At 58.3% G+C, this 23,474-nt stretch carries 19 protein-coding genes; 15 read left to right on the top strand and 4 right to left on the bottom strand.

Annotation, left to right across the window (positions count from 1 at the left end):
* Positions 1 to 177: 177 nt before the first annotated feature.
* The 10 genes from iscR to sseB all read left to right on the top strand — a co-directional run bounded on the left by iscR (position 178) and on the right by sseB (position 7,982).
* Entirely contained in the window at positions 178 to 669 is a 492-nt protein-coding gene (gene iscR / locus HB664_RS19985; RefSeq protein WP_023308826.1) for a Fe-S cluster assembly transcriptional regulator IscR, read from the top strand.
* Between the two features lie 117 nt (positions 670 to 786).
* Positions 787 to 2,001 carry a cysteine desulfurase gene (gene iscS, locus HB664_RS19980; protein ID WP_008502157.1) on the top strand — a complete coding sequence of 405 codons (1,215 nt, stop codon included), beginning with the start codon at positions 787 to 789 and terminating at the stop codon, positions 1,999 to 2,001.
* Positions 2,002 to 2,025: 24 nt separating this feature from the next.
* The gene (iscU, locus tag HB664_RS19975; protein ID WP_003860661.1) at positions 2,026 to 2,412 is read left to right on the top strand and encodes a Fe-S cluster assembly scaffold IscU; all 387 of its coding nucleotides are present in this window, start codon (positions 2,026 to 2,028) and stop codon (positions 2,410 to 2,412) included.
* Between the two features lie 13 nt (positions 2,413 to 2,425).
* Entirely contained in the window at positions 2,426 to 2,749 is a 324-nt protein-coding gene (iscA, locus tag HB664_RS19970; RefSeq protein ID WP_003860659.1) for an iron-sulfur cluster assembly protein IscA, read from the top strand.
* Positions 2,750 to 2,828: 79 nt separating this feature from the next.
* Complete coding sequence (hscB, locus tag HB664_RS19965; protein ID WP_039263745.1) at positions 2,829 to 3,344, top strand: co-chaperone HscB; 516 nt, start codon at positions 2,829 to 2,831, stop codon at positions 3,342 to 3,344.
* 14 nt (positions 3,345 to 3,358) lie between these two features.
* On the top strand, positions 3,359 to 5,209 hold the full coding sequence (gene hscA / locus HB664_RS19960; RefSeq protein ID WP_033146222.1) for a Fe-S protein assembly chaperone HscA: 1,851 nt from the start codon (positions 3,359 to 3,361) through the stop codon (positions 5,207 to 5,209).
* Between the two features lies 1 nt (position 5,210).
* On the top strand, positions 5,211 to 5,546 hold the full coding sequence (fdx, locus tag HB664_RS19955; protein ID WP_003860652.1) for an ISC system 2Fe-2S type ferredoxin: 336 nt from the start codon (positions 5,211 to 5,213) through the stop codon (positions 5,544 to 5,546).
* 1 nt (position 5,547) lies between these two features.
* Positions 5,548 to 5,748, top strand: coding sequence for a Fe-S cluster assembly protein IscX (gene iscX / locus HB664_RS19950; RefSeq protein WP_003860650.1), 201 nt, complete (start codon positions 5,548 to 5,550; stop codon positions 5,746 to 5,748).
* A 60-nt stretch (positions 5,749 to 5,808) separates the two neighbouring features.
* Complete coding sequence (gene pepB, locus HB664_RS19945) at positions 5,809 to 7,095, top strand: aminopeptidase PepB (RefSeq protein WP_087823108.1); 1,287 nt, start codon at positions 5,809 to 5,811, stop codon at positions 7,093 to 7,095.
* A gap of 110 nt (positions 7,096 to 7,205) precedes the next feature.
* The gene (sseB, locus tag HB664_RS19940; RefSeq protein WP_023333036.1) at positions 7,206 to 7,982 is read left to right on the top strand and encodes an enhanced serine sensitivity protein SseB; all 777 of its coding nucleotides are present in this window, start codon (positions 7,206 to 7,208) and stop codon (positions 7,980 to 7,982) included.
* A 17-nt stretch (positions 7,983 to 7,999) separates the two neighbouring features.
* Here the strand turns inward: sseB and HB664_RS19935 are convergent, their stop codons facing one another.
* The 4 genes from HB664_RS19935 to HB664_RS19920 all read right to left on the bottom strand — a co-directional run bounded on the left by HB664_RS19935 (position 8,000) and on the right by HB664_RS19920 (position 12,633).
* Positions 8,000 to 8,770, bottom strand: coding sequence for a MurR/RpiR family transcriptional regulator (locus tag HB664_RS19935; RefSeq protein WP_219940093.1), 771 nt, complete (start codon positions 8,768 to 8,770; stop codon positions 8,000 to 8,002).
* A complete protein-coding gene (gene sseA, locus HB664_RS19930) occupies positions 8,770 to 9,618 on the bottom strand; it encodes a 3-mercaptopyruvate sulfurtransferase (RefSeq protein WP_219940092.1) in 849 nt (282 codons plus the stop codon). Before sseA ends, HB664_RS19935 begins: the two co-directional genes overlap by 1 nt.
* 90 nt (positions 9,619 to 9,708) lie before the next feature.
* Complete coding sequence (locus HB664_RS19925; RefSeq protein ID WP_219940091.1) at positions 9,709 to 11,076, bottom strand: 6-phospho-alpha-glucosidase; 1,368 nt, start codon at positions 11,074 to 11,076, stop codon at positions 9,709 to 9,711.
* 12 nt (positions 11,077 to 11,088) lie between these two features.
* Positions 11,089 to 12,633 (bottom strand): PTS transporter subunit EIIC, encoded by a 1,545-nt coding sequence (locus tag HB664_RS19920; protein WP_219940090.1) that lies wholly within the window; start codon positions 12,631 to 12,633, stop codon positions 11,089 to 11,091.
* A 286-nt stretch (positions 12,634 to 12,919) separates the two neighbouring features.
* Between HB664_RS19920 and HB664_RS19915 the strand changes: the two genes are divergently transcribed.
* The 5 genes from HB664_RS19915 (at position 12,920) to rodZ (ending at position 23,465) form a co-directional block, all read left to right on the top strand.
* The gene (locus tag HB664_RS19915; protein ID WP_219940089.1) at positions 12,920 to 17,872 is read left to right on the top strand and encodes an alpha-2-macroglobulin; all 4,953 of its coding nucleotides are present in this window, start codon (positions 12,920 to 12,922) and stop codon (positions 17,870 to 17,872) included.
* A gap of 1 nt (position 17,873) precedes the next feature.
* Complete coding sequence (gene pbpC / locus HB664_RS19910) at positions 17,874 to 20,198, top strand: peptidoglycan glycosyltransferase PbpC (protein WP_219940088.1); 2,325 nt, start codon at positions 17,874 to 17,876, stop codon at positions 20,196 to 20,198.
* Positions 20,199 to 20,354: 156 nt separating this feature from the next.
* Positions 20,355 to 20,786 (top strand): nucleoside-diphosphate kinase, encoded by a 432-nt coding sequence (gene ndk, locus HB664_RS19905; protein WP_003860625.1) that lies wholly within the window; start codon positions 20,355 to 20,357, stop codon positions 20,784 to 20,786.
* 169 nt (positions 20,787 to 20,955) lie between these two features.
* Positions 20,956 to 22,122, top strand: a complete 1,167-nt coding sequence (locus HB664_RS19900; RefSeq protein ID WP_014171168.1) for a bifunctional tRNA (adenosine(37)-C2)-methyltransferase TrmG/ribosomal RNA large subunit methyltransferase RlmN — start codon at positions 20,956 to 20,958, stop codon at positions 22,120 to 22,122.
* A gap of 293 nt (positions 22,123 to 22,415) precedes the next feature.
* Positions 22,416 to 23,465, top strand: coding sequence for a cytoskeleton protein RodZ (rodZ, locus tag HB664_RS19895; protein WP_219940087.1), 1,050 nt, complete (start codon positions 22,416 to 22,418; stop codon positions 23,463 to 23,465).
* Positions 23,466 to 23,474 lie beyond the last annotated feature (9 nt).

Genomic DNA, 23,474 nt, shown 5'->3' with positions numbered 1-23,474 from the left:
GAGGGCATCAGGCCGCACCGGGATTTTGAAGGCACGGAACGTTAAATACCTGACTAAAACAGTCAAGTAAATAGTTGACCATTTTAGTCAGGAATGTCAGACTTGGCCCTGCTATGCAATACCCCCATTTTACAATAAAAAACCCCGGGCAGGGGCGAGTTTGAGGTTAAGTAAGACATGAGACTGACATCTAAAGGGCGTTATGCCGTGACCGCGATGCTGGACGTTGCGCTCAACTCCGAAGCGGGCCCGGTTCCGTTGGCTGATATTTCTGAACGACAAGGGATCTCCCTCTCTTACCTGGAACAGCTGTTCTCCAGACTGCGTAAAAATGGACTGGTTTCCAGCGTTCGTGGCCCAGGCGGCGGTTATCTGTTGGGTAAAGACGCGGGCAGTATTGCAGTTGGTGAAGTGATTAGCGCAGTTGACGAATCCGTTGACGCGACCCGTTGCCAGGGTAAAGGCGGCTGCCAGGGCGGCGATAAGTGCCTGACCCACGCGCTGTGGCGCGATCTGAGCGACCGTCTCACCGGCTTCCTGAACAACATCACCCTGGGTGAACTGGTCAATAACCAGGAAGTTCTGGATGTCTCTGGTCGTCAGCACGGTCAGGATTCCCAACGCAGCACCCGCGCGCAGGACGCTATCGACGTCAAACTGCGCGCGTAATAAAACGATAAAGATTTCAGAATCAGGCCGGGGCGGTCACGCCCCGCGTACTCGGTCGTACATCCAGCCGGTTGCCTGATTCCTTGCATTGAAGCGATGTACGGAGTTTAAAGAGCAATGAAATTACCGATTTATCTCGATTACTCCGCAACCACGCCGGTGGACCCGCGTGTTGCCGAGAAAATGATGCAGTGTCTGACCCTGGACGGAAACTTTGGTAACCCAGCTTCCCGTTCACACCGTTTTGGCTGGCATGCTGAAGAGGCGGTAGATATCGCCCGTAATCAGATTGCCGACCTGGTGGGTGCCGACCCGCGTGAGATTGTTTTCACCTCCGGTGCGACCGAATCCGACAACCTGGCGATCAAAGGTGCAGCCAACTTTTATCAGAAAAAAGGCAAGCACATCATCACCAGCAAAACCGAACACAAAGCCGTGCTGGATACCTGCCGCCAGCTGGAGCGTGAAGGGTACGAAGTGACTTACCTGGCGCCACAGAGCAACGGGATCATCGACCTGAAAGAGCTCGAAGCGGCCATGCGTGATGACACCATTCTGGTTTCCATCATGCACGTTAACAACGAAATCGGCGTCGTTCAGGACATCGCGACCATCGGCGAAATGTGCCGCGCGCGCGGTATCATCTATCACGTTGACGCGACCCAGAGCGTGGGCAAACTGCCTATCGATCTGAGCCAGCTGAAAGTGGACCTGATGTCCTTCTCCGGCCACAAAATCTATGGCCCGAAAGGGATCGGCGCGCTGTACGTTCGTCGTAAACCGCGTATCCGCATCGAAGCACAGATGCACGGCGGCGGTCACGAGCGCGGCATGCGTTCCGGCACGCTGCCTGTTCACCAGATCGTGGGCATGGGCGAAGCGTACCGCATTGCGAAAGAAGAGATGGAAACCGAGATGGCACGCTTGCGCACGCTGCGTAACCGTCTGTGGGATGGCGTGAAAGATATGGAAGAAGTGTATCTGAACGGCGATCTCGAGCAGGGCGCTCCGAACATCCTCAACGTCAGCTTCAACTATGTTGAAGGCGAATCGCTGATCATGGCGCTGAAAGACCTGGCCGTTTCTTCCGGTTCTGCCTGTACGTCTGCAAGCCTGGAGCCATCCTACGTGCTGCGCGCGCTGGGCATGACCGACGAGCTGGCGCACAGCTCTATCCGTTTCTCTTTAGGTCGTTTCACTACCGAAGAAGAGATTGACTACACCATCAAGCTGGTTCGCAACTCCATCGGCCGTCTGCGCGACCTTTCTCCACTGTGGGAAATGTTCAAGCAGGGCGTGGATCTGAACAGCATTGAATGGTCACATCACTAATCGGTACATAAGGAGAATTCAATCATGGCATACAGCGAAAAAGTCATCGATCATTACGAAAACCCGCGCAACGTTGGCTCTTTTGACAACAGCGACGAATCTGTCGGCAGCGGTATGGTTGGCGCACCGGCGTGTGGCGACGTGATGAAGTTGCAGATTAAAGTCAACAATGAAGGTATCATTGAAGACGCGCGCTTCAAGACCTACGGCTGCGGTTCTGCTATCGCGTCCAGCTCCCTGGTTACCGAATGGGTGAAGGGCAAGTCTCTGGACGAAGCACAGGCAATCAAGAACACGGATATTGCTGAAGAACTCGAACTGCCACCGGTGAAAATTCACTGTTCAATTCTGGCAGAAGACGCGATCAAAGCCGCCATTGCGGATTACAAAAGCAAACGTGAAGCAAAATAATTGAGGTTTGAGTATGTCGATTACCCTTAGCGACAGCGCTGCCGCGCGAGTAAGCTCTTTTCTGGCGAACCGTGGTAAAGGCTTTGGCCTGCGACTGGGCGTACGTACCTCCGGCTGTTCTGGTATGGCTTACGTACTGGAGTTTGTTGACGAGCCGGCGTCTGACGACACCGTGTTTGAAGACAAGGGCGTGAAGGTGGTGGTCGATGGCAAAAGCCTGCAATTCCTCAATGGCACTCAGCTGGACTTCGTTAAAGAAGGCCTGAACGAAGGGTTCAAATTCACGAACCCGAACGTCAAAGACGAGTGTGGTTGCGGCGAAAGCTTCCACGTTTAACCGCGCGTCATCCGAAACCCCACCGTGGCTTACCCGCTGCGCGTGGGGTTTGTTCTAACAGGCTACCCCTGAGAATGTTATGGATTACTTCACTCTCTTCGGACTACCCGCTCAATACCCGATTGATCTCCAGGCGCTGACGATCCGTTTTCAGGATCTTCAGCGTCAGTATCACCCGGATAAATTCGCCAGTGGTACTCAGTCTGAGCAATTGGCTGCGGTTTCCCAATCTGCGACCATCAACCAGGCCTGGCAGACGCTGCGCCATCCGCTGGCGCGTGCAGAATATCTGCTCTCGCTCCACGGTTTCGATCTGGCGAGCGAACAGCATACCGTGCGCGACACCGCGTTTCTGATGGAACAGCTGGAGCTTCGCGAAGAGCTGGATGAGATTGAACAGGCCAAAGACGAAGCGCGTCTGGAAAGCTTCATCACGCGCGTGAAGGGCATGTTCGATACCCGCCATCAGCAGATGGTGGAGCAACTGAACAACGAGACCTGGGACGTGGCGGCAGACACTGTGCGCAAACTCCGTTTTCTCGATAAACTGCGAAGCAGTGCTGAACAACTCGAAGAAAAGCTGCTCGATTTTTAATTTCGGAAGCAATTATGGCCTTATTACAAATTAGTGAGCCTGGCTTAAGTGCCGCACCGCACCAGCGTCGTCTGGCGGTGGGTATCGATCTGGGCACCACCAATTCCCTCGTGGCGACCGTGCGCAGCGGCCAGGCGGAAACGCTGGCTGACGAGCAGGGCCGCCATCTGCTGCCTTCCGTGGTCCACTACCAGCAGCAGGGTCACGCGGTCGGCTATGACGCCCGCGCCAACGCCGCGCGCGATCCGGCCAACACCATCAGCTCCGTAAAGCGCATGATGGGCCGCTCGCTGGCCGATATTCAGACCCGCTATCCGCATCTGCCGTATCAGCTGCAGGCCAGTGAAAACGGCCTGCCGATGATTGCGACCGCGGCCGGTCTGCTGAACCCGATTCGCGTTTCCTCCGACATCCTCAAAGCGCTGGCGGCGCGCGCGACGGCAACGCTTGGCGGCGATCTGGACGGTGTAGTCATCACCGTTCCGGCCTATTTTGACGATGCACAGCGTCAGGGCACCAAAGACGCCGCGCGTCTGGCAGGCCTGCACGTGCTGCGCCTGCTGAACGAACCGACGGCGGCGGCGATTGCCTACGGCCTCGACTCCGGTCAGGAAGGGGTGATCGCGGTTTACGATCTCGGCGGCGGTACCTTTGATATCTCGATCCTGCGCTTAAGCCGCGGGGTATTTGAAGTGCTGGCGACCGGCGGGGATTCCGCGCTGGGCGGCGATGACTTCGACCATCTGCTGGCGGATTATATTCGCGAGCAGGCGGGCATCAGCGATCGCAGCGATGCGCGCGTGCAGCGTGAACTGCTGGATGCGGCCATCGACGCCAAAATCGCCCTGAGCGATGCGCAGACGGTTACCGTAAACGTTGCGGGCTGGCAGGGTGAGATCGCCCGCGACCAGTTCAGCGATCTGATTGCCCCGCTGGTGAAACGCACCCTGCTGGCCTGCCGTCGCGCATTGAAAGATGCGGGCGTTGAGGCGAACGAGGTGCTGGAAGTGGTCATGGTGGGCGGTTCGACTCGCGTGCCGCTGGTGCGCGAGCGCGTGGGTGAATTCTTTGGCCGCACGCCGCTGACCTCCATCGACCCGGACAAAGTGGTTGCCGTGGGCGCCGCAATCCAGGCCGATATCCTGGTCGGCAACAAGCCGGACAGCGAAATGCTGCTGCTGGACGTCATCCCGCTGTCGCTCGGGTTAGAAACCATGGGCGGCCTGGTAGAGAAAGTGATCCCGCGTAATACCACCATTCCGGTGGCGCGCGCGCAGGAGTTCACCACCTTCAAAGACGGCCAGACCGCGATGTCCATCCACGTGATGCAGGGCGAGCGCGAGCTGGTGCAGGACTGCCGCTCTCTGGCGCGCTTTGCGCTGCGCGGTATCCCGGCGCTGCCTGCGGGCGGGGCGCATATTCGCGTCACCTTCCAGGTGGATGCGGACGGTCTGCTGAGCGTCACGGCGATGGAAAAATCCACCGGCGTGGAATCGTCCATTCAGGTGAAGCCGTCCTACGGCCTGACCGATGGCGAAATCGCCTCCATGATTCAGGACTCAATGAGCTACGCCGAGCAGGATGTGAAGGCGCGTATGCTGGCTGAACAAAAAGTTGAAGCCGCCCGCGTGCTGGAGAGCCTGAACGGCGCGCTCGCTGCCGATGCCGCGCTGTTAAGCGCCGCTGAGCGTCAGGTGATTGACGACGCTGCCGCGCATTTAAGCGCAGTAGCAGAAGGCAATGACGCTGACGCAATAGAAGAAGCCATTAAAAACGTTGATAAACAAACCCAGGACTTTGCTGCTCGCCGCATGGACAAATCTGTCCGCGTCGCGCTGAAAGGCCAGTCCGTGGACGAGGTTTAATATGCCAAAGATTGTTATTTTGCCTCATGCGGACCTCTGTCCGGATGGCGCTGTTCTGGAAGCGAAGACCGGTGAAACCATTCTCGATGTTGCCCTGCGTGCAGGTATCGAAGTGGAACACGCCTGTGAAAAATCCTGTGCATGCACCACCTGCCACTGCATCGTGCGTGAAGGTTTCGACTCTCTCGCCGAGAGCACCGAAGACGAAGACGACATGCTGGATAAAGCATGGGGTCTGGAGCCTGACAGCCGCCTGAGCTGCCAGGCCGCGGTGACCGATGAAGATCTGGTCGTGGAGTTCCCACGCTACACCATCAACCACGCACGCGAGCATTGATATGGGACTGAAGTGGACAGACAGCCGTGAAATCGGCGAAGCGCTCTACGACGCGAACCCGGATCTCGATCCGAAGACCGTACGATTCACCGACATGCACCAGTGGATCTGCGATTTAGAAGATTTCGACGACGATCCAAACGCATCCAATGAAAAAATTCTGGAGGCGATTCTGTTAGTCTGGTTAGATGAAGCAGAATAAATAACATAACGGGCTGCCTTCAGGCGGCCCGTTTGCTAGTTGCTAATAAGGATAAATAAAATGACCGAAGCGATGAAGATTACGCTCTCTACGCAGCCAGCCGATGCGCGCTGGGGCGAGAAAGCCACCTACAGCATCAACAACGACGGCATTACCCTGCACCTGCCGGGCAACGATGATTTGGGCCTGATCCAGCGCGCCGCGCGTAAAATTGACGGCCTGGGCATTAAGCATGTGTCCCTGGAAGGCGAAGGCTGGGATACCGACCGCAGCTGGGCATTCTGGGCTGGCTACAAAGGGCCGAAAGGCACCCGCAAAATCGAGTGGGCTAACCTCGACGAAGCCGGTCAGAAAGAGCTGGAAAGCCGCCTGCAAATCATCGACTGGGTGCGCGACACCATCAACGCCCCGGCGGAAGAGCTCGGTCCTGAGCAACTGGCGCAGCGCGCGGTTGACCTGCTGTGCGGCGTGGCGGGCGAGAAAATGTCCTACCGCATCACCAAAGGTGAAGACCTGCGCGAGCAGAACTACATGGGCATCCACACCGTGGGCCGTGGTTCTGAGCGTCCTCCGGTCCTGCTGGCGCTGGATTACAACCCAACCGGCGATAAAGCGGCGCCGGTCTTTGCCTGCCTGGTGGGTAAAGGCATCACCTTCGATACCGGCGGCTACAGCCTGAAGCAGAGCGCGTTCATGGACTCCATGAAGTCCGACATGGGCGGCGCGGCAACCATCACCGGCGCGCTGGCGTTCGCCATTACCCGCGGTCTGAACAAGCGCGTGAAGCTGTATCTGTGCTGCGCGGACAACATGGTGAGCGGTAACGCCTTCAAGCTGGGCGACATCATTCGCTATCGCAACGGCAAAAACGTCGAAGTGATGAACACCGACGCCGAAGGCCGTCTGGTGCTGGCCGATGGCCTGATCGACGCGTCTGCCCAGAAGCCAGAGCTGATTATCGACATGGCGACCCTGACCGGCGCGGCAAAAACCGCCCTGGGCAACGACTACCACGCGCTGTTCAGCTTTGACGACAAGCTGGCCGCTCGCCTGCTGGCAAGCGCCGCTGCGGAAAACGAGCCGTTCTGGCGTCTGCCGCTGGCCGAGTTCCACCGCAGCCAGCTGCCGTCCAACTTTGCCGAGCTGAACAACACCGCGAGCGCGGCGTACCCGGCGGGTGCAAGCACGGCGGCAGGCTTCCTGTCCCACTTCGTTGAGAACTACCACGAAGGCTGGCTGCACATCGACTGCTCCGCAACCTACCGTAAAGCGGCGGTTGAGCAGTGGTCCGCTGGCGCGACCGGTCTGGGCGTGCGTACCGTGGCGAACCTGCTGACGGCTGAGTAATCTTTATTGCCCTCACCCTAACCCTCTCCCAGGGGGAGAGGGGATGGTTTGCTCCCTCTCCCTTGAGGGAGAGGGCTGGGGTGAGGGGAAATGCATCATCTGGAATTGTTATGTCCGAAACCAAAAACGAATTAGAAACTCTGCTGGAGCAGGCGGCGACCGAGCCCGCCCACCGTCCGGCATTTTTCCGCACGCTGCTGGAATCCACCGTCTGGGTGCCGGGCACCGCGGCGGAAGGTGAGCAGGTTGTCGAAGACAGCGCGCTGGATCTGCTGCACTGGGAGAAAGACGACGGCACGTCGGTGATCCCGTTCTTTACCTCGCTGGAAGCCCTGCAGGAAGCGGTAGAAGACGAACAGGCGTTCGTAGTGATGCCGGTGCGTACCCTGTTCGAAATGACACTTGGCCAGACGCTGTTCCTTAACGCGAAGCTGCCGACCGGGAAAGAGTTTACCCCGCGTGAAATCAGCCATCTGATAGGTGAAGAGGGCAACCCGCTCAGCACCCAGGAAGTGCTGGAAGGGGGCGAAACGCTGCTGCTGTCTGAAGTGGCCGAGCCGCCCGCGCAGATGATTGATTCCCTGACGACGCTGTTCAAAACCCTGAAACCGGTTAGACGCGCGTTTCTCTGCTCCATTAAAGAGCGTGCGGACGAGCATCCGGTTCTGCTGATTGGTATTGAGGCGGACGGCGATATCGACGATATCATTCAGGCCGCGGGAAGCGTGGCGACCGACACGCTGCCGGGCGATGAGCCGATTGATATCTGCCAGGTGAAGAACGGTGAGAAGGGCATCAGCCACTTTATTACCGAGCACATCACCCCGTTCTACGAGCGTCGCTGGGGCGGCTTCCTGCGCGATCTCAAAACCAACCGCATCATCTGATTACGGCGGGGTGAATATCACCCCGTTGCTTCCAGCAGCAGTAAATCCATCAGCAGCACCAGATTCGACTCAAACGACGTCACCCCCGCGGCTTCGGCGGCGAAGTGCACCGCTTCGTCATAGAGGGCAAAATGCACGTCCGCCATCCCCGCCAGCGTATTGGCCGAGGCGCGGGTAAACGCGACGATCGTCATACCGACGTTTTTGGCAATCCGCGCTTTATCCAGCACCTGCTCCGTTTCACCGCTGCGCGAGACGGCAATAAACACCTGATAGCGGGCGGCGTTGCTGAGGAAAATATTCCGGCTGTCCCCCGGCCCGGAGATAAACGCCGTTTTGCCCAGCACCTGCAGCTTCTTGGTCAGGTACTCCGCAAACAGATAGGAAAACCCGGCCCCGTAGAGAAAGAAGCTCTCTTTCTGGCGCAGCAGGTCGGCAAACTGCTGGCGCTTTTCCTGCGTGACCCACTGGAAGGTGTGCTGATAGTTGGCGATAAACTGATTAAACAGCGCCGGGAGTTCAGGAAGCGACTGCCCCTGGGCGGCAATATGCGGCGTGCCGGAGAGCAGCTGCTTGCAGTGCCAGATAAACTCGCTAAAGCCGCTGAACCCCAGCTTCTGACACAGCCGCATGATGGTGGCGGTAGAAACAAACGTCGCCTGCGCCAGCTCGCGTACCGTGATGTTGCCCACCAGCAGCGGGTGCTCCGTGAGGTGGGCGAGGACGCGATACTCCGCGCGGGTCAGCGACGCCCCGCGCGTTAACAGCGTGGCCAGGCGGTTATCCATTATTTCGCGGGTTCGACAGGCAGATCGTCCCGCGCACCCCATTCGCTCCAGGCGCCGTCGTAAAGCGTGACGTCGCTCGCGCCGAGCGTGGCGAGCGCCAGGATCGCCACGCAGGCCGTTACGCCGGAGCCGCAGCTGGCAATAATCGGACGATGTAAATCCACGCCAGCACGGTCAAAAATGGCGCGCAGTTCGTCGGTGGTTTTCAGCTCGCCCTCAAACACCAGATCGCCCCACGGCACGTTCAGCGCCCCCGGAATATGTCCGCGCTTCAGCCCCGGACGCGGTTCATCCGCTTCGGCATTGAAGCGCGGAGCAGGACGGGCATCGACGATTTGCGCCGTTTTTTCATGGCTCACGACCAGCACGTCGGTCAGGCGTTTCACCACGTGCGCGTCGAACGTGGCGTCGAATTCGCCTTCCGGAAGCGTCACGTCACCCTGCTGGAGCGGCAGCTCGTCGCGCTTCCAGCTCGCCAGCCCGCCCGCCAGAATAGAGACTTTTTCCACGCCGAAGTTCTTCAGCATCCACCATGCGCGCGGGGCGGAGAAGAGGTTACCTTCATCATAAACAACGAGGTGTTTGTCTTTGCTGACGCCCAGCTCGCGCATCGCCACAGAAAACGCTTCCGGGCGCGGCAGCATGTGCGGCAGGGGAGAGTTGCGATCGGAGAGGGCTTCGATATCAAAAAATACTGCGCCAGGAAGATGTCCGGCACGGTATTCCGCGACCATATCGCGAAGGTGTTCCTGCCCGGCCGGGGCCATACGCGCGTCAATAATCTGAACTTCCGGATCGTCACCGTGCTCAATCAGCCAGTCGGCGGCGACAAAATATGAGGTGGACATGGGTTGCCTCCATTCTTTTCCGTAAAAAAGGATTGTCGGTGTTTTTTCTGACACCGACAAGCAAACCACGTTCAACTCGCGAGCAAGCCCCTATTTTTTCACCGTTTCGCCGTCCTGCCAGGCTTTTTGCAGCGCAGGCCAGTAGTCGCGGTTGGCCTCGATCATCTCATCCAGAATCGCTTTTGCATGCTCCATGGTTGGCACGGTGCGGTTGAGGGTGAACGCCTGCAGGGCTTTCTCATAGCTGCCCTCGATGGTGGCCTCCACCAGCAGTTGTTCAGAAGCGAGCTGCTGTTGCAAAAGGGTCTGATGGAACAGCGGCACCTGACCGACGCGAATCGGTTCCGGGCCTTCGGAGGTGATATAAGCGGGCACCTCCACCACGGCATCGTAAGGCAGGTTGGTAATCGCCCCGCGGTTTTCCACCATCACCAGATGGCGGCTCCGCAGGTTAAAGGCCAGCGAGCAGGCAACATCGACGATAAACTCGCCGTGAACGCCCACGTGGAAGGCATCCGGCAGGATCCCGGTGCGCTTGTATTCTTCAGCTGCGGCGAACAGCTTTTTCTCGCGCCCGTCCATCACTTCATTGGCGCGGGTATAGTCCGGGTTCTGATGCTCGACGATCTGGTTCGGCATCAGGTAGTACTGCAGATACGGGTTCGGCAGATACTCCGGGAAGTTGTCCATGATCGGCTTAATGTTGCGCCAGGTTTTGACCCACGAAGGATCGGAATGCTGCGGATCGGTTTTAGCCGCATCTTCCGTCAGCAGGCCAAACTTCGCGATATGTTTACGCAGCTCGGGAAGCTTGTCTTCGCCGTCCACCAGCACGCGGGTAAACCAGCCGAAGTGGTTCAGGCCGAAGTAGTCCACCTCCAGCCTGCGGCGATCGACACCCAGAATCGCCCCCATATTGCGCATCGCGGCGACAGGCATATCGCAGATGTTCAGCACCCGCGCATCTGGCCGCAGCCGGCGCACGCCCTCCGCGACGATCGCCGCCGGGTTGGAGTAGTTCACGATCCAGGCTTTTTCGTGCGCGTAGCGATCCACCAGATCGATAAGCTCCACCATCGGCAGGATCGTGCGCAGTCCGTAGGCCAGGCCACCGGGTCCGCACGTTTCCTGGCCGACCACGCCGTGGCGCAGCGGGATCTTCTCATCCTGCTCGCGCATCTTGTACTGGCCGACGCGCATCTGGGCGAAGACGAAATGCGCGCCGCTGAACGCCACTTCCGGATCACCGGTGACGGTAAATTTGATGCTCTGACTGTGGTCGCGAATGACCTTCTCGACGACGGGCGCAATGGTGTTCTGGCGCGCCTCGTCGATGTCATAAAGGCGGATTTCGGCTAGCGGGAAATCCTGCAGGCGCACCATCAGGCTTTTCACAATGCCCGGCGTGTAGGTGCTACCGCCGCCGGCAATCGACAGAATGAATGGGGGTGTAAACATCTTTAGCTCCTTTCAGAGAAACGTCTCAACGGCTTCTCGCATTTTTTTGACGTGCAGCCCGTAGACCACCTGAACGTTGTTACCTTGTTTGATAATCCCTTTCGCGCCGGTCGCCTTGAGCCGCGGCTCGTCGATAATGGCGACGTCCTTCACCGTGACGCGTAAGCGGGTGTAGCAGTTGTCCACCACCTCAATATTTTCCCGGCCGCCCAGACCCGTCACGATGGATTCGCCCAGCCCGTCGTTATTGCCCTTCGCCTGGTACTCCTGCTTGCTGTAGAGGCGCGTCTCCCGATCGTCATCCTCACGGCCCGGCGTTTTCATGTTGAAGCGCAGGATCAGGAAGCGGAACACCACGAAGTAGAGGGCGAACATGATCAGCCCGACCACGATATACATCGGCCAGTTGGACTTCTCCGTGCCGAGCGGCAGGTTGTAGAGGATGAAGTCGATAATCCCGTTGGCGCCGATGGCGTGAACGCCCAGCAGCGAGAACAGCATCATGCCGATGCCGGTCAGCACCGCGTGCACCACGAAGAGCAGCGGAGCGACGAACAGGAAGGAGAACTCAATCGGCTCGGTCACGCCGACCAGCAGCGAGGTCAGCGCCGCCGGGATCAGAATGGCTTTCGCAATGGCTTTACGCTCCGGCTTTGCGGTCATATACATCGCCAGGGCTGCGGCAGGCAGGCCGAACATCTTGCTGATGCCGCGCGCGTCCCACACCACGGTGCTGCTGAGCTGCTTCACGTCCGGGCAGGCCATCTCGGCGAAATAGATATTGCGTGCGCCCTGATAGGTTGCGCCGCACACCTCCTGCGTGCCGCCCAGCTCGGTATAGAGGAACGGGGTATAAACCAGATGGTGCAGGCCGGTGGGGACCAGAATACGTTCCAGGAAACCGTAGATTGCCACGCCCAACGGCCCGGAGCCTTTGATGGCCAGCGCCAGGGCGCTAATGCCGTGCTGGGCATACGGCCACAGTTCACTCATCACCACGCCGAGCAGCATGGAGACGGGGAGCATGACGATGGCGACAAAACAGTGGCCGGAGTAAATCGCCATCGCGCCGTTAAACTGTACGCTGGAGTATTTGTTGTACAGATATCCGGAGAGCGCCCCGGTCAGGATCCCGGCAAAAACGCCCATCTCCAGCACCTGCACGCCCAGTACCATGGTCTGCCCGGCCGCTTTCATCTGGGCCGCTGGCGCCAGCGCGCCCTGCAGCTGTAGCGTGACGTTCATGGCGTTGATGAACACGACAAAGGTCACCAGACCAATCAGCGCGGCATAGCCTTTATCACGCGTCGCCAGACCAATCGGGATCCCGATGGCAAACACCAGCGCCAGGTTGACCAGCACCGACACGGCAGATTTCGCGATAAGCTGACCAAGGTGCTGAATCAGCGGATGGCCCAGAAACGGCAGGTATTCAGCGAGATTACCGTTACCCAGCACGTTACCAAAGGCGATAAACAGACCGACGATCGGTAAGATAAGTACCGGTCCGTACAATGATTTTCCGAAATTTTGTAGGGCGTTCACGGCTCGTTTCATGGCTTTCTCTCTTTTTGAACCGCGCACTCGGGGTGCGTCATGGTCATAAAACTAGCAGCCTTCGGGCGAGCTTAGCCAGCTATCTTCTTGTTTTAAAAACAAATGACTTGAAAGGTAACATGTGACGTTATGTGCTGTGATCGCGGTTCCATCACGGCGTAGCGGCGTGATGCCGTTCTGCGAGGCGCTTTCCAGATTTTAAAATTGGCCTTTTTGAATTAATGAAACTTGCGGATAATACTTATCCGGACGACGACCAACAGGCTCCTTGGGCCAGGGACAAAGGATGAAACCGTTTCGCTTAGCCGCGCTCTCTCTTGCGCTGCTCACCACGTTTACGCTTGTCGGCTGTGATAACAGCGACGATAAAACTCAGGCTGCGGCTCCCGCGGCATCCACCGCATCCACACCGAAAGCTGCAGAAAAGCCCAATGCTGAAACGCTGGCTAAACTGGCTGCCCAGACTCAGGGAAAAGCGCTGACGTTGCTGGATACCTCAGAAGTTCAGCTCGACGGTGCCGCCACGCTGGTGCTGACCTTTTCTGTTCCGCTGAATCCCGATCAGGATTTCGCCAAAACGGTGCATGTCGTGGACAAGAAAAGCGGCAAGGTTGACGGGGCGTGGGAACTTGCGCCTAACCTGAAAGAGCTTCGCCTGCGCCATCTGGAGCCTAACCGCAACCTGGTCGTCACCGTTGAACGTGACCTGCAGGCGCTGAACAAGGCGACGTTCGGCATTGATTATGAAAAAGCCCTGACTACCCGGGACATTGAACCCACCGTTGGTTTTGCCAGCCGCGGCTCGCTCCTGCCGGGCAAGGTGGTGGAAGGTCTGCCGGTGATGGCGCTCAACGTCAACAATGTTGATGTCAACTTTTACCGCGTGAAGCCGGAATCGCTGGCCTCCCTTGTCAGTCAGTGGGAGTACCGTAACTCGCTGACCAACTGGGAGTCCGATAACCTGCTGAAGATGGCGGAGCTGGTTTACACCGGTCGATTCGATCTTAATCCGGCGCGCAACACGCGCGAAAAATTGCTGTTGCCCCTGAAGGATATTAAACCGCTCCAGCAGTCTGGCGTTTATATCGCGGTCATGAACCAGGCTGGACACTACAACTACAGCAACGCCGCAACGCTCTTTACCCTAAGCGATATTGGCCTGTCCGCTCACCGTTACCATAACCGCCTGGATATCTTCACTCAGAGTCTGGAAAACGGTGCGGCGCAGTCCGGCGTGGCCGTCACGCTGCTAAACGATAAAGGCCAGACTCTCGCCGAGGCGAAGAGCGATGCCGACGGTCATGCGAAGCTTGAAACGGACAAAGAAGCCGCGCTGATTCTGGCGAGCAAAGACGGCCAGACCACGCTGCTTGACCTCAAGCTTCCGGCGCTGGATCTGGCGGAGTTCGATATTGCCGGTAGCCCCGGCTACAGCAAGCAATTCTTCATGTTTGGCCCGCGCGATCTCTATCGTCCGGGTGAAACGGTGATCCTCAACGGCTTACTGCGCGACAGTGACGGTAAGCCGCTTCCCGATCAGCCCGTGAAGCTTGACGTGCTGCGCCCGGATGGACAGGTCGCGCGTACGATTGTCGTCAAGCCAGAGAACGGGCTCTATCGCTTTAACTATCCGCTGGACAGCGGGGCGCAGACCGGTATGTGGCATATCCGCGCCAACACGGGCGATAACCTGCAGCGCCTGTGGGACTTCCACGTCGAAGACTTCATGCCCGAGCGTATGGCGCTCAACCTGAGCGGACAAAAAACGCCGGTTTCACCGCAGGATAACGTGGACTTTAACGTGGTGGGCTATTATCTGTATGGCGCACCGGCCAACGGTAATTCTCTGCAGGGCCAGCTTTTCCTGCGTCCGCTGCGTGACGCGGTGGCTGCGCTGCCGGGCTTCCAGTTTGGCGATATCGCTGAGGAGAACCTGAGCCGCAGTCTGGATGAAGTTCAGCTTACGCTGGATGAGCAGGGGCGTGGGCAGGTTTCTACCGAAAGCCAGTGGAAAGAGGTCCACTCTCCGCTGCAGCTGATCCTGCAGGCCAGCCTGCTGGAGTCGGGCGGCCGTCCGGTGACGCGTCGCGCTGAGCAGGCCATCTGGCCAGCGGCTGAGCTGCCGGGTATCCGCCCTCAGTTCGCCAGTAAAGCCGTTTACGACTACCGCACCGATACCACCGTCAACCAACCGATTGTTGACGAGAACGGCAACGCCAGCTTCGACATCGTTTATGCCGATGCCAGCGGAGCGAAAAAGGCGGTTTCCGGTTTACAGGTACGCCTGATCCGTGAGCGCCGCGACTACTTCTGGAACTGGTCTGAGAGCGAAGGCTGGCAGTCTCAGTTCGATCAGAAAGATCTGGTTGAAGGCGAGCAGGAGCTGACTCTCAAGGCCGACGAGACGGGTAAAGTCACCTTCCCGGTGGAGTGGGGCTCATACCGTCTGGAAGTTAAAGCGCCTGATGAGATGGTCAGCAGCGTGCGCTTCTGGGCAGGCTACAGCTGGCAGGATAACAGCGACGGCACCGGGGCTGCACGTCCTGACCGCGTGACGCTGAAACTGGATAAGCCAGCCTATCAGCCAGGCGATACCATTAACCTGCACATTGCAGCGCCGTCAGCAGGTAAGGGCTATGCGATGATTGAGTCCAGCGAAGGGCCGCTGTGGTGGAAAGAGATCGACGTACCGGCAAACGGGCTCGATCTCGCTATCCCGGTCGACAAAGCCTGGAAACGTCACGATCTCTACCTGAGTACGCTGGTGGTGCGTCCTGGTGATAAATCCAAATCCGCCACGCCGAAACGCGCGGTCGGCCTGCTGCATCTGCCGATGGGCGATGAAAATCGCCGTCTGAACATTGCGCTCGATAACCCGCAGAAAATGCGTCCAAACCAGACGCTCTCTGTGAAGGTGAAAGCCAGCGTGAAAGAGGGTGCGGTTCCGCAGAAAATGAACGTACTGGTCTCGGCGGTTGACAGCGGCGTGCTGAACATCACCGATTACGTTACGCCCGATCCGTGGCAGGCTTTCTTCGGTCAGAAACGCTACGGCGCGGATATCTACGATATCTACGGCCAGGTCATCGAAGGGCAGGGCCGCCTGGCCGCGCTGCGCTTTGGTGGTGACGGTGATGAGCTGAAGCGCGGCGGTAAGCCGCCGGTGAACCACGTCACCATTATTGCCCAGCAGGCACAGCCGGTTACGCTGGATGCCAACGGAGAAGGCACGATTACGCTGCCGATTGGTGATTTCAACGGCGAGCTGCGTCTGATGGCGCAGGCCTGGACGGAAGACGATTTCGGCAGCAGCGAAAGCAAGGTTGTGGTGGCTGCGCCGGTCATTACCGAGCTTAACACGCCGCGCTTCCTGGCAAGCGGGGACACCTCGCGGCTGACGCTGGATCTCACCAACCTGACGGACAAGCCGCAAACGCTGAACGTCGCCCTGACCGCGACAGGAAAACTGTCGCTGGAAGGCTCGCAGCCGCAGCCGGTTCAGTTGTCTCCTGGCGCGCGCAGTACCCTGTTTATTCCGGTGCGAGCGCTGGACGGTTATGGTGATGGTGAGGTGACAGCACAGGTTACGGGCCTGCAACTTCCGGGCGAGACTTTCGCACCGCAGCAGAAGAGCTGGAAAATCGGCGTGCGGCCGGCATTCCCGGCGCAGACGGTGAATACCGGTACCATGCTGAACCCCGGCGAGTCCTGGACCGCACCGGCGCAACATAGTAACGGTTTCTCTCCTGCTATCCTGCAGGGGCAACTGCTGCTGAGCGGCAAACCACCGCTTAACCTGGCGCGCTATATTCGCGAGCTGCAGGCGTATCCGTATAGCTGCCTGGAGCAGACCACCAGTGGCCTGTTCCCGTCGCTCTACACCAACGCGGCGCAGCTGACTGCACTTGGCATCAAGGGCGACACCGATGACAAGCGCCGTGCAGCGATTGATATTGGCATCTCCCGTCTGCTGCAGATGCAGCGTGAAGACGGTGGTTTTGCGCTATGGGATAAAAACGGTCCGGAAGAGTACTGGCTGACGGCCTACGTGACCGACTTCCTGGTGCGCGCGGGCGAGCAGGGTTACAGCGTACCTGCCGATGCAGTGAATAACGCCAATAACCGCCTGCTGCGCTACCTGCAGGATCCGGGCATGATGTCCATTCGCTACAGCGACGATACTCAGGCCAGCAAGTTTGCCGTGCAGGCCTATGCCGCGCTGGTGCTGGCACGTCAGCAAAAAGCGCCGCTGGGCGCGCTGCGTGAAATCTGGGATCGCCACGGGCAGGCGGCTTCCGGGCTTCCGCTGATGCAGCTGGGCATGGCGCTCAAACTGATGGGCGATGCGCCGCGAAGCCAGCAGGCGCTGGATCTGGCGCTCAAAACATCGCGTAACGACAGCAAAACCTGGATGGCCGATTACGGCAGCCAGCTTCGCGATAACGCGCTGATGCTCTCTCTTCTGGAGGAGTACAAGCTGCTGCCTGATGCGCAAAATACGCTGCTGAATGCCCTGTCTGAACAGGCCTTCAGCCAGCGCTGGCTGTCAACGCAGGAGAGCAATGCGCTGTTCCTGGCTGGACGCTCGCTACAAACCCTGTCTGGTGCGTGGCAGGCGAAAACTTCGCTGTCTGAGACCGCATCAGGCGGCGATAAGTCACTGGTGCAAAACGTGAGCGGCGACCAGCTTGGCGCGCTGCAGGTGACTAACACCGGCACAGCGCCGCTGTGGGTACGCCTGGACAGCACCGGTTATCCGGAATATGCCCCTCAGCCGAGCTCGAACGTGCTGCAGGTTGAACGTCATATCCTGGCAACCGACGGCAGCAGTAAATCGCTCTCCTCGCTGAAGAGCGGTGAGCTGGTGCTGGTGTGGCTGGACGTTAAAGCCAGCCAGAACGTGCCGGATGCGCTGGTGGTGGATCTGCTCCCTGCGGGTCTGGAGCTCGAAAACCAGAACCTGGCGAGCAGCAGCGCCAGCCTGCAGGACAGCGGCAGTGAGGTTCAGAACCTGCTCAGCCAGATGCAGCAGGCGGATATTCAGCATATGGAGTTCCGCGACGACCGCTTTGTGGCTGCCGTGCCGGTAAACGAAGGTCAGCCGGTCACGCTGGTTTATCTGGCCCGCGCCGTGACGCCGGGAACCTATCAGGTGCCGGTCCCGATGGTGGAGTCTATGTACGTTCCGCAGTGGCGGGCAACGGGGGCGGCCAGCGGCCCGCTGATTGTTGTTCCGTAATATGCGAATGGCACGTCTGACACGCTCCCGCTGGCTATGGCTGGCGGGAGCGCTTCTCATTTTATGGGGGCTGATTGTCGCCGCCGACCGCCTGTGGCCGTTGCCTCTGAAAGAGGTTAATCCCGCCCGGGTGGTGGTAGATGAGAAGGGCACGCCGCTCTGGCGTTTTGCCGATAGCGACGGGATCTGGCGCTACCCGGTTACCATTGAAGAGGTCTCTCCCCGCTACCTTGAGGCGCTGATCCAATATGAAGATCGCTGGTTCTGGGATCACCCAGGCGTAAACCCGCTCTCTGTCCTGCGCGCTGCCTGGCAGGATCTCAGTTCTGGCAAAGTCGTCTCTGGTGGAAGCACGCTCACCATGCAGGTGGCACGCCTGCTGGACCCGCATCCGCGCACCTTTGGCGGCAAAGTTCGTCAGCTCTGGCGGGCGATGCAGCTGGAGTGGCATCTTTCCAAACGCGACATTCTCACCCTTTACCTCAACCGCGCTCCGTTTGGCGGCACGCTGCAGGGCGTCGGGGCGGCAAGCTGGACCTATCTCGGCAAACAGCCGTCGCAGCTCAGCTATTCCGAAGCGGCGCTGCTGGCGGTACTGCCGCAGGCACCCAGCCGCTTGCGTCCGGACCGCTGGCCTGAACGGGCCGAGGCGGCGCGCAACAAAGTGCTCGACCGCATGGTAACGCAGGGCGTCTGGTCCGCGAAGCAGGTTAAAGAATCACGGGAAGAATCGGTATGGCTGGCGCCCCGACAGATGCCGCAGCTGGCGCCGCTCTTTGCGCGCATGATGCTCGGCAAAAGCCGCGACGCAAAAATTGTCACCACGCTGGATGCCGGACTGCAGCGGCAGCTGGAAGAGCTGGCGATGAACTGGAAATCTCGCCTGCCGGCACGCAGCTCGCTGGCGATGATCGTCGTGGATCACACCGATATGAAAGTGCGCGGCTGGGTCGGCTCGGTGGATATTAACGATGACACGCGTTTTAGCCACGTGGATATGGTCAATGCGATCCGATCCCGGGGATCGGTGTTAAAGCCCTTTATTTACGGTATGGCGCTGGACGATGGCCTGATCCATCCCGCCTCGCTGCTCCAGGACGTTCCCAGAAAAACCGGTGATTATCGCCCCGGGAATTTTGACAGTGGGTTCCACGGACCGGTCAGCATGAGTGAAGCGCTGGTGCGCTCCCTCAACCTGCCCGCGGTACAGGTACTGGAAGCCTACGGGCCAAAACGTTTTGCCGGGATGCTGAGCAACGCAGGCTTGCCGCTGATCCTGCCTGCGGGGGCGCAGCCAAATCTGTCCCTGATCCTCGGAGGGGCAGGCGCCCGGCTGGCCGATATCGCCGCGGCCTACAGCGCGTTTGCCCGACACGGTAAGGCGGGAAGGCTGCGGTTACAGCCGGGCGATCCGCTCATTGAACGTCCGCTGCTGTCGCAAGGCTCGGCGTGGATTATTCGCCGTATTCTGGCGAACGAGGCGCAGCCGCTGCCGGATAATGCATTACCGCAGATCGCGCCGCTGGCATGGAAAACCGGCACCAGCTACGGCTACCGTGATGCATGGGCTATTGGTCTTAATGCCCGCTACGTAATAGGCATCTGGACAGGCCGACCGGACGGCACGCCCGTAGCGGGGCAGTTTGGTTTCGCCAGCGCAGTTCCACTCTTAAATCAGGTCAATAACCTGCTTCAGTCACGCTCAACGGTAGACGAAGCCCGCCTGCCGCGCGACCCGCGTCCGGAGAGCGTCGGGCGGGGCGTGATCTGCTGGCCGGGCGGCCAGTCGCTGCCGGAAGGAAGCGAAAACTGTCGGCGTCGCCTGTCGACCTGGCTGCTGGAAGGGAGTGAACCGCCCACGCTGTTATTGCCCGAACAGGAAGGCTTACGCGGCATTCGTTTCCCGGTCTGGCTGGATAAAACGGGTAAACGCGTGGCGGCAGATTGCCCTGATGCAACTGAAAAAGTCCTGGATGTCTGGCCGCTGCCGCTGGAGCCGTGGCTGCCGGCGACCGAGCGTCGCGCGGTACGGGTCCCTCCTTCCTCAACCACCTGTCCTCCGCTGTCGCAGGACGCACCTGCGCCACTCATCCTGACAGGCGTGCGTGAAGGGGCCGTCATCAAACGTCTGCCGGGGGAATCCCGCGTTTCGCTGCCGCTTCAGGCGACCGGCAGTAGCGGTGAGCGCTGGTGGTTTTTGAACGGTGAACCGCTGAATGTGAAGGGAAGAGTTTACACATTACAGCTTGATAAATCGGGCGATTATCAGTTGCTCGTTATGGATGAGACCGGTCAGGTCGCGACGGTGAATTTTACGCTGCAGTGACCTGAAAATAGCTTTCTGATGTGAGCTGTTGCTAAAACTCGTCTTATTTTAAAAAAATGTTACCTGAATCCATAGGCAATGGCGCTATTGCTCATTATAATCCGCGCCACACCATACTCAGGTATGCAAAACAACAGAACATTGACAGAGGTTATCATGGCTATTGAACGTACTTTTTCCATCATCAAACCAAACGCGGTGGCAAAAAACGTTATTGGCAGCATCTTCGCTCGCTTTGAATCTGCAGGGTTCAAAATTGTTGGCACCAAAATGCTGCACCTGACCGTTGAGCAGGCTCGCGGTTTCTACGCTGAGCACGAAGGTCGCCCATTCTTTGACGGCCTGGTTGAGTTCATGACCTCCGGTCCAATCGTGGTATCCGTGCTGGAAGGCGAAAACGCAGTACAGCGTCACCGTGACCTGCTGGGCGCAACCAACCCGGACAACGCGCTGGCAGGTACTCTGCGCGCTGACTACGCAGACAGCTTCACCGAGAACGGTACCCACGGTTCTGACTCTGTTGAATCTGCTGCACGCGAAATCGCTTTCTTCTTCGCAGAAGGCGAAGTGTGTCCACGCACCCGTTAATTTAACGGTTTCGTTTACACATTATTTTCGTAAATGCCGCGTCCAGACGTGGCATCCCTGCGCCAGACTTTGTACAATGCAACGCCCCGGACGAGCAGACTGCTTTCCGGGGCGTTTCTATTCAACCCTCCATGGGCCATAACGTGTAACAACGAGGCCGGAAAATATTATGTCTGAATTAGTGAATACCTCCGAAGTCGCCATTCCTGCGGTTCCCAATAAAAATGGAAAAATCAACCTGCTGGATCTGAACCGTCAGCAGATGCGCGAGTTCTTTAAAGAGATGGGCGAAAAGCCGTTTCGTGCCGATCAGGTCATGAAGTGGATGTACCATTACTGCAGCGACAATTTTGATGACATGACTGACATCAACAAGGTCCTGCGCAACAAGCTCAAGGAAGTGGCTGAAATCCGCGCACCGGAAGTGGTGGAAGAGCAGCGCTCAGCGGATGGCACCATCAAATGGGCGATTGCGGTAGGCGATCAGCGCGTTGAGACCGTCTACATCCCGGAAGAAGACCGCGCCACGCTGTGTGTCTCCTCTCAGGTAGGCTGTGCGCTGGAGTGTAAATTCTGCTCAACCGCGCAGCAAGGCTTTAACCGTAACCTGCGGGTATCAGAAATTATCGGCCAGGTCTGGCGTGCCGCGAAAATCGTCGGTGCGGCAAAAGTAACCGGTACGCGTCCTATCACCAACGTGGTGATGATGGGGATGGGTGAGCCGCTGCTGAACCTGACCAACGTCGTTCCGGCGATGGAAATCATGCTGGATGACTTCGGTTTTGGTCTGTCCAAGCGTCGCGTCACGCTGTCTACCTCAGGCGTTGTGCCTGCGCTGGACAAGCTGGGCGATATGATTGACGTTGCGCTGGCGATCTCCCTGCATGCACCAAACGACGAAATTCGTGACGAAATTGTGCCGATCAACAAAAAGTACAATATCGAAACCTTCCTCGCTGCGGTGCGTCGCTATCTGGAGAAATCCAACGCCAACCAGGGCCGCGTCACCATCGAGTACGTGATGCTTGACCACGTCAACGACGGTACCGAACATGCGCATCAGCTGGCTGAACTGCTGAAAGATACGCCATGCAAAATCAACCTGATCCCATGGAACCCGTTCCCGGGCGCGCCGTATGGCCGTAGCTCGAACAGCCGTATCGACCGTTTCTCCAAGGTGCTGATGGAGTATGGTTTCACCACCATCGTGCGTAAAACCCGTGGTGATGACATTGATGCAGCATGCGGACAGCTGGCAGGTGATGTTATTGACCGTACCAAACGTACCCTGCGTAAACGCATGCAGGGCGAGACGATCGCGGTTAAAGCTGTTTGATTATTATGCACTCACGGCGCATTATCTGCGCCGTGAAGCCTGGTCTTACTGAATAATCAGTCAGATTCGTGATGACTGAACAATAATTACGGTGCGTTTCATCCGACTTTCGGGCAGTATGTAACGACGTAACAACAGTTTAGCCGTACGGGCAGGGCTGTACTGTCATCTCCGGGCTGACAGTCTTATACTCTCTGTTCAAGGTTAACTGACCAGAAGTTTCGCGGTGCGGGTGGCATTGTGACTCACCGGCACCTGAACCCTTATTTTTCACGTACCAGTAGTTGTAGCGAATGAATACTGAAGCCACTCACGACCAACATGAAGCACTCTCCACTGGCGTTCGTCTTCGCAACGCCCGTGAACAACTCGGACTCAGCCAGCAAGCCGTTGCGGAACGCTTGTGCCTGAAGGTTTCCACGGTTCGCGATATTGAAGAAGATAAGGCGCCTGCCGATCTGGCTTCAACGTTCTTGCGCGGTTATATCCGCTCTTACGCAAAACTGGTCCATATCCCCGAAAATGAATTACTGCCAATGATGGAGAAGCAGGCACCGGTCCGTGCAGCAAAAGTTGCGCCGATGCAGACCTTCTCCCTGGGGAAACGTCGTAAAAAACGCGATGGCTGGCTGATGAGCTTTACCTGGCTGGTGCTGTTTGTGGTGATTGGCCTGACGGGCGCATGGTGGTGGCAAAACCACAAAGCCCAGCAGGAAGAGATCACCACCATGGCCGATCAATCCTCTGCTGAACTCAACCAGGCCGGAAGTGAGAATTCCCAGAACGTGCCGCTGAATACCGACGGTGCAGCGTCCTCCAGCGAGCCACAGACCGCAGCGCCAGAAGCGTCGGCGACCGATGCAGCACAGGCTCCGGCAGCAACGGCTAACACCGCTGCGCCGCAGGCTCCGGCAGCAACGGCTAACACCGCTGCGCCGCAGGCTCAGGATCAAAACGCGGTTGTCGCCCCTTCTCAGGCGAATGTTGATACTGCGGCGAACGCGCCTGCGGCTACTCAGCCTGCAGACAATAGCGCAGCGTCTCTGCCAACCAGCCCGGCGGGTACGGCAACAGCAGCCGATCCCAACGCGCTGGTGATGAACTTCAGCGCCGACTGCTGGCTGGAAGTGACTGACGCGACAGGTAAAAAACTGTTCAGCGGCCTGCAGCGTAAAGATGGCACGTTAAACCTAACCGGCCAGGCTCCCTATAAACTTAAAATCGGCGCTCCGGCAGCGGTACAGATCCAGTATCAAGGAAAACCTGTCGACCTGAGCCGCTTTATCAGAACTAACCAGGTTGCACGTCTTACCGTTAATGCCGAACAATCAGCAGCACAGTAACAGACGGGC

The sequence above is a fragment of the Enterobacter sp. DNB-S2 genome (genome assembly GCF_019443845.1).
GTDB classification, from domain to species: Bacteria; Pseudomonadota; Gammaproteobacteria; order Enterobacterales; family Enterobacteriaceae; genus Enterobacter; species Enterobacter asburiae_B.
This window is presented reverse-complemented; position numbering and strand designations above follow the sequence as displayed.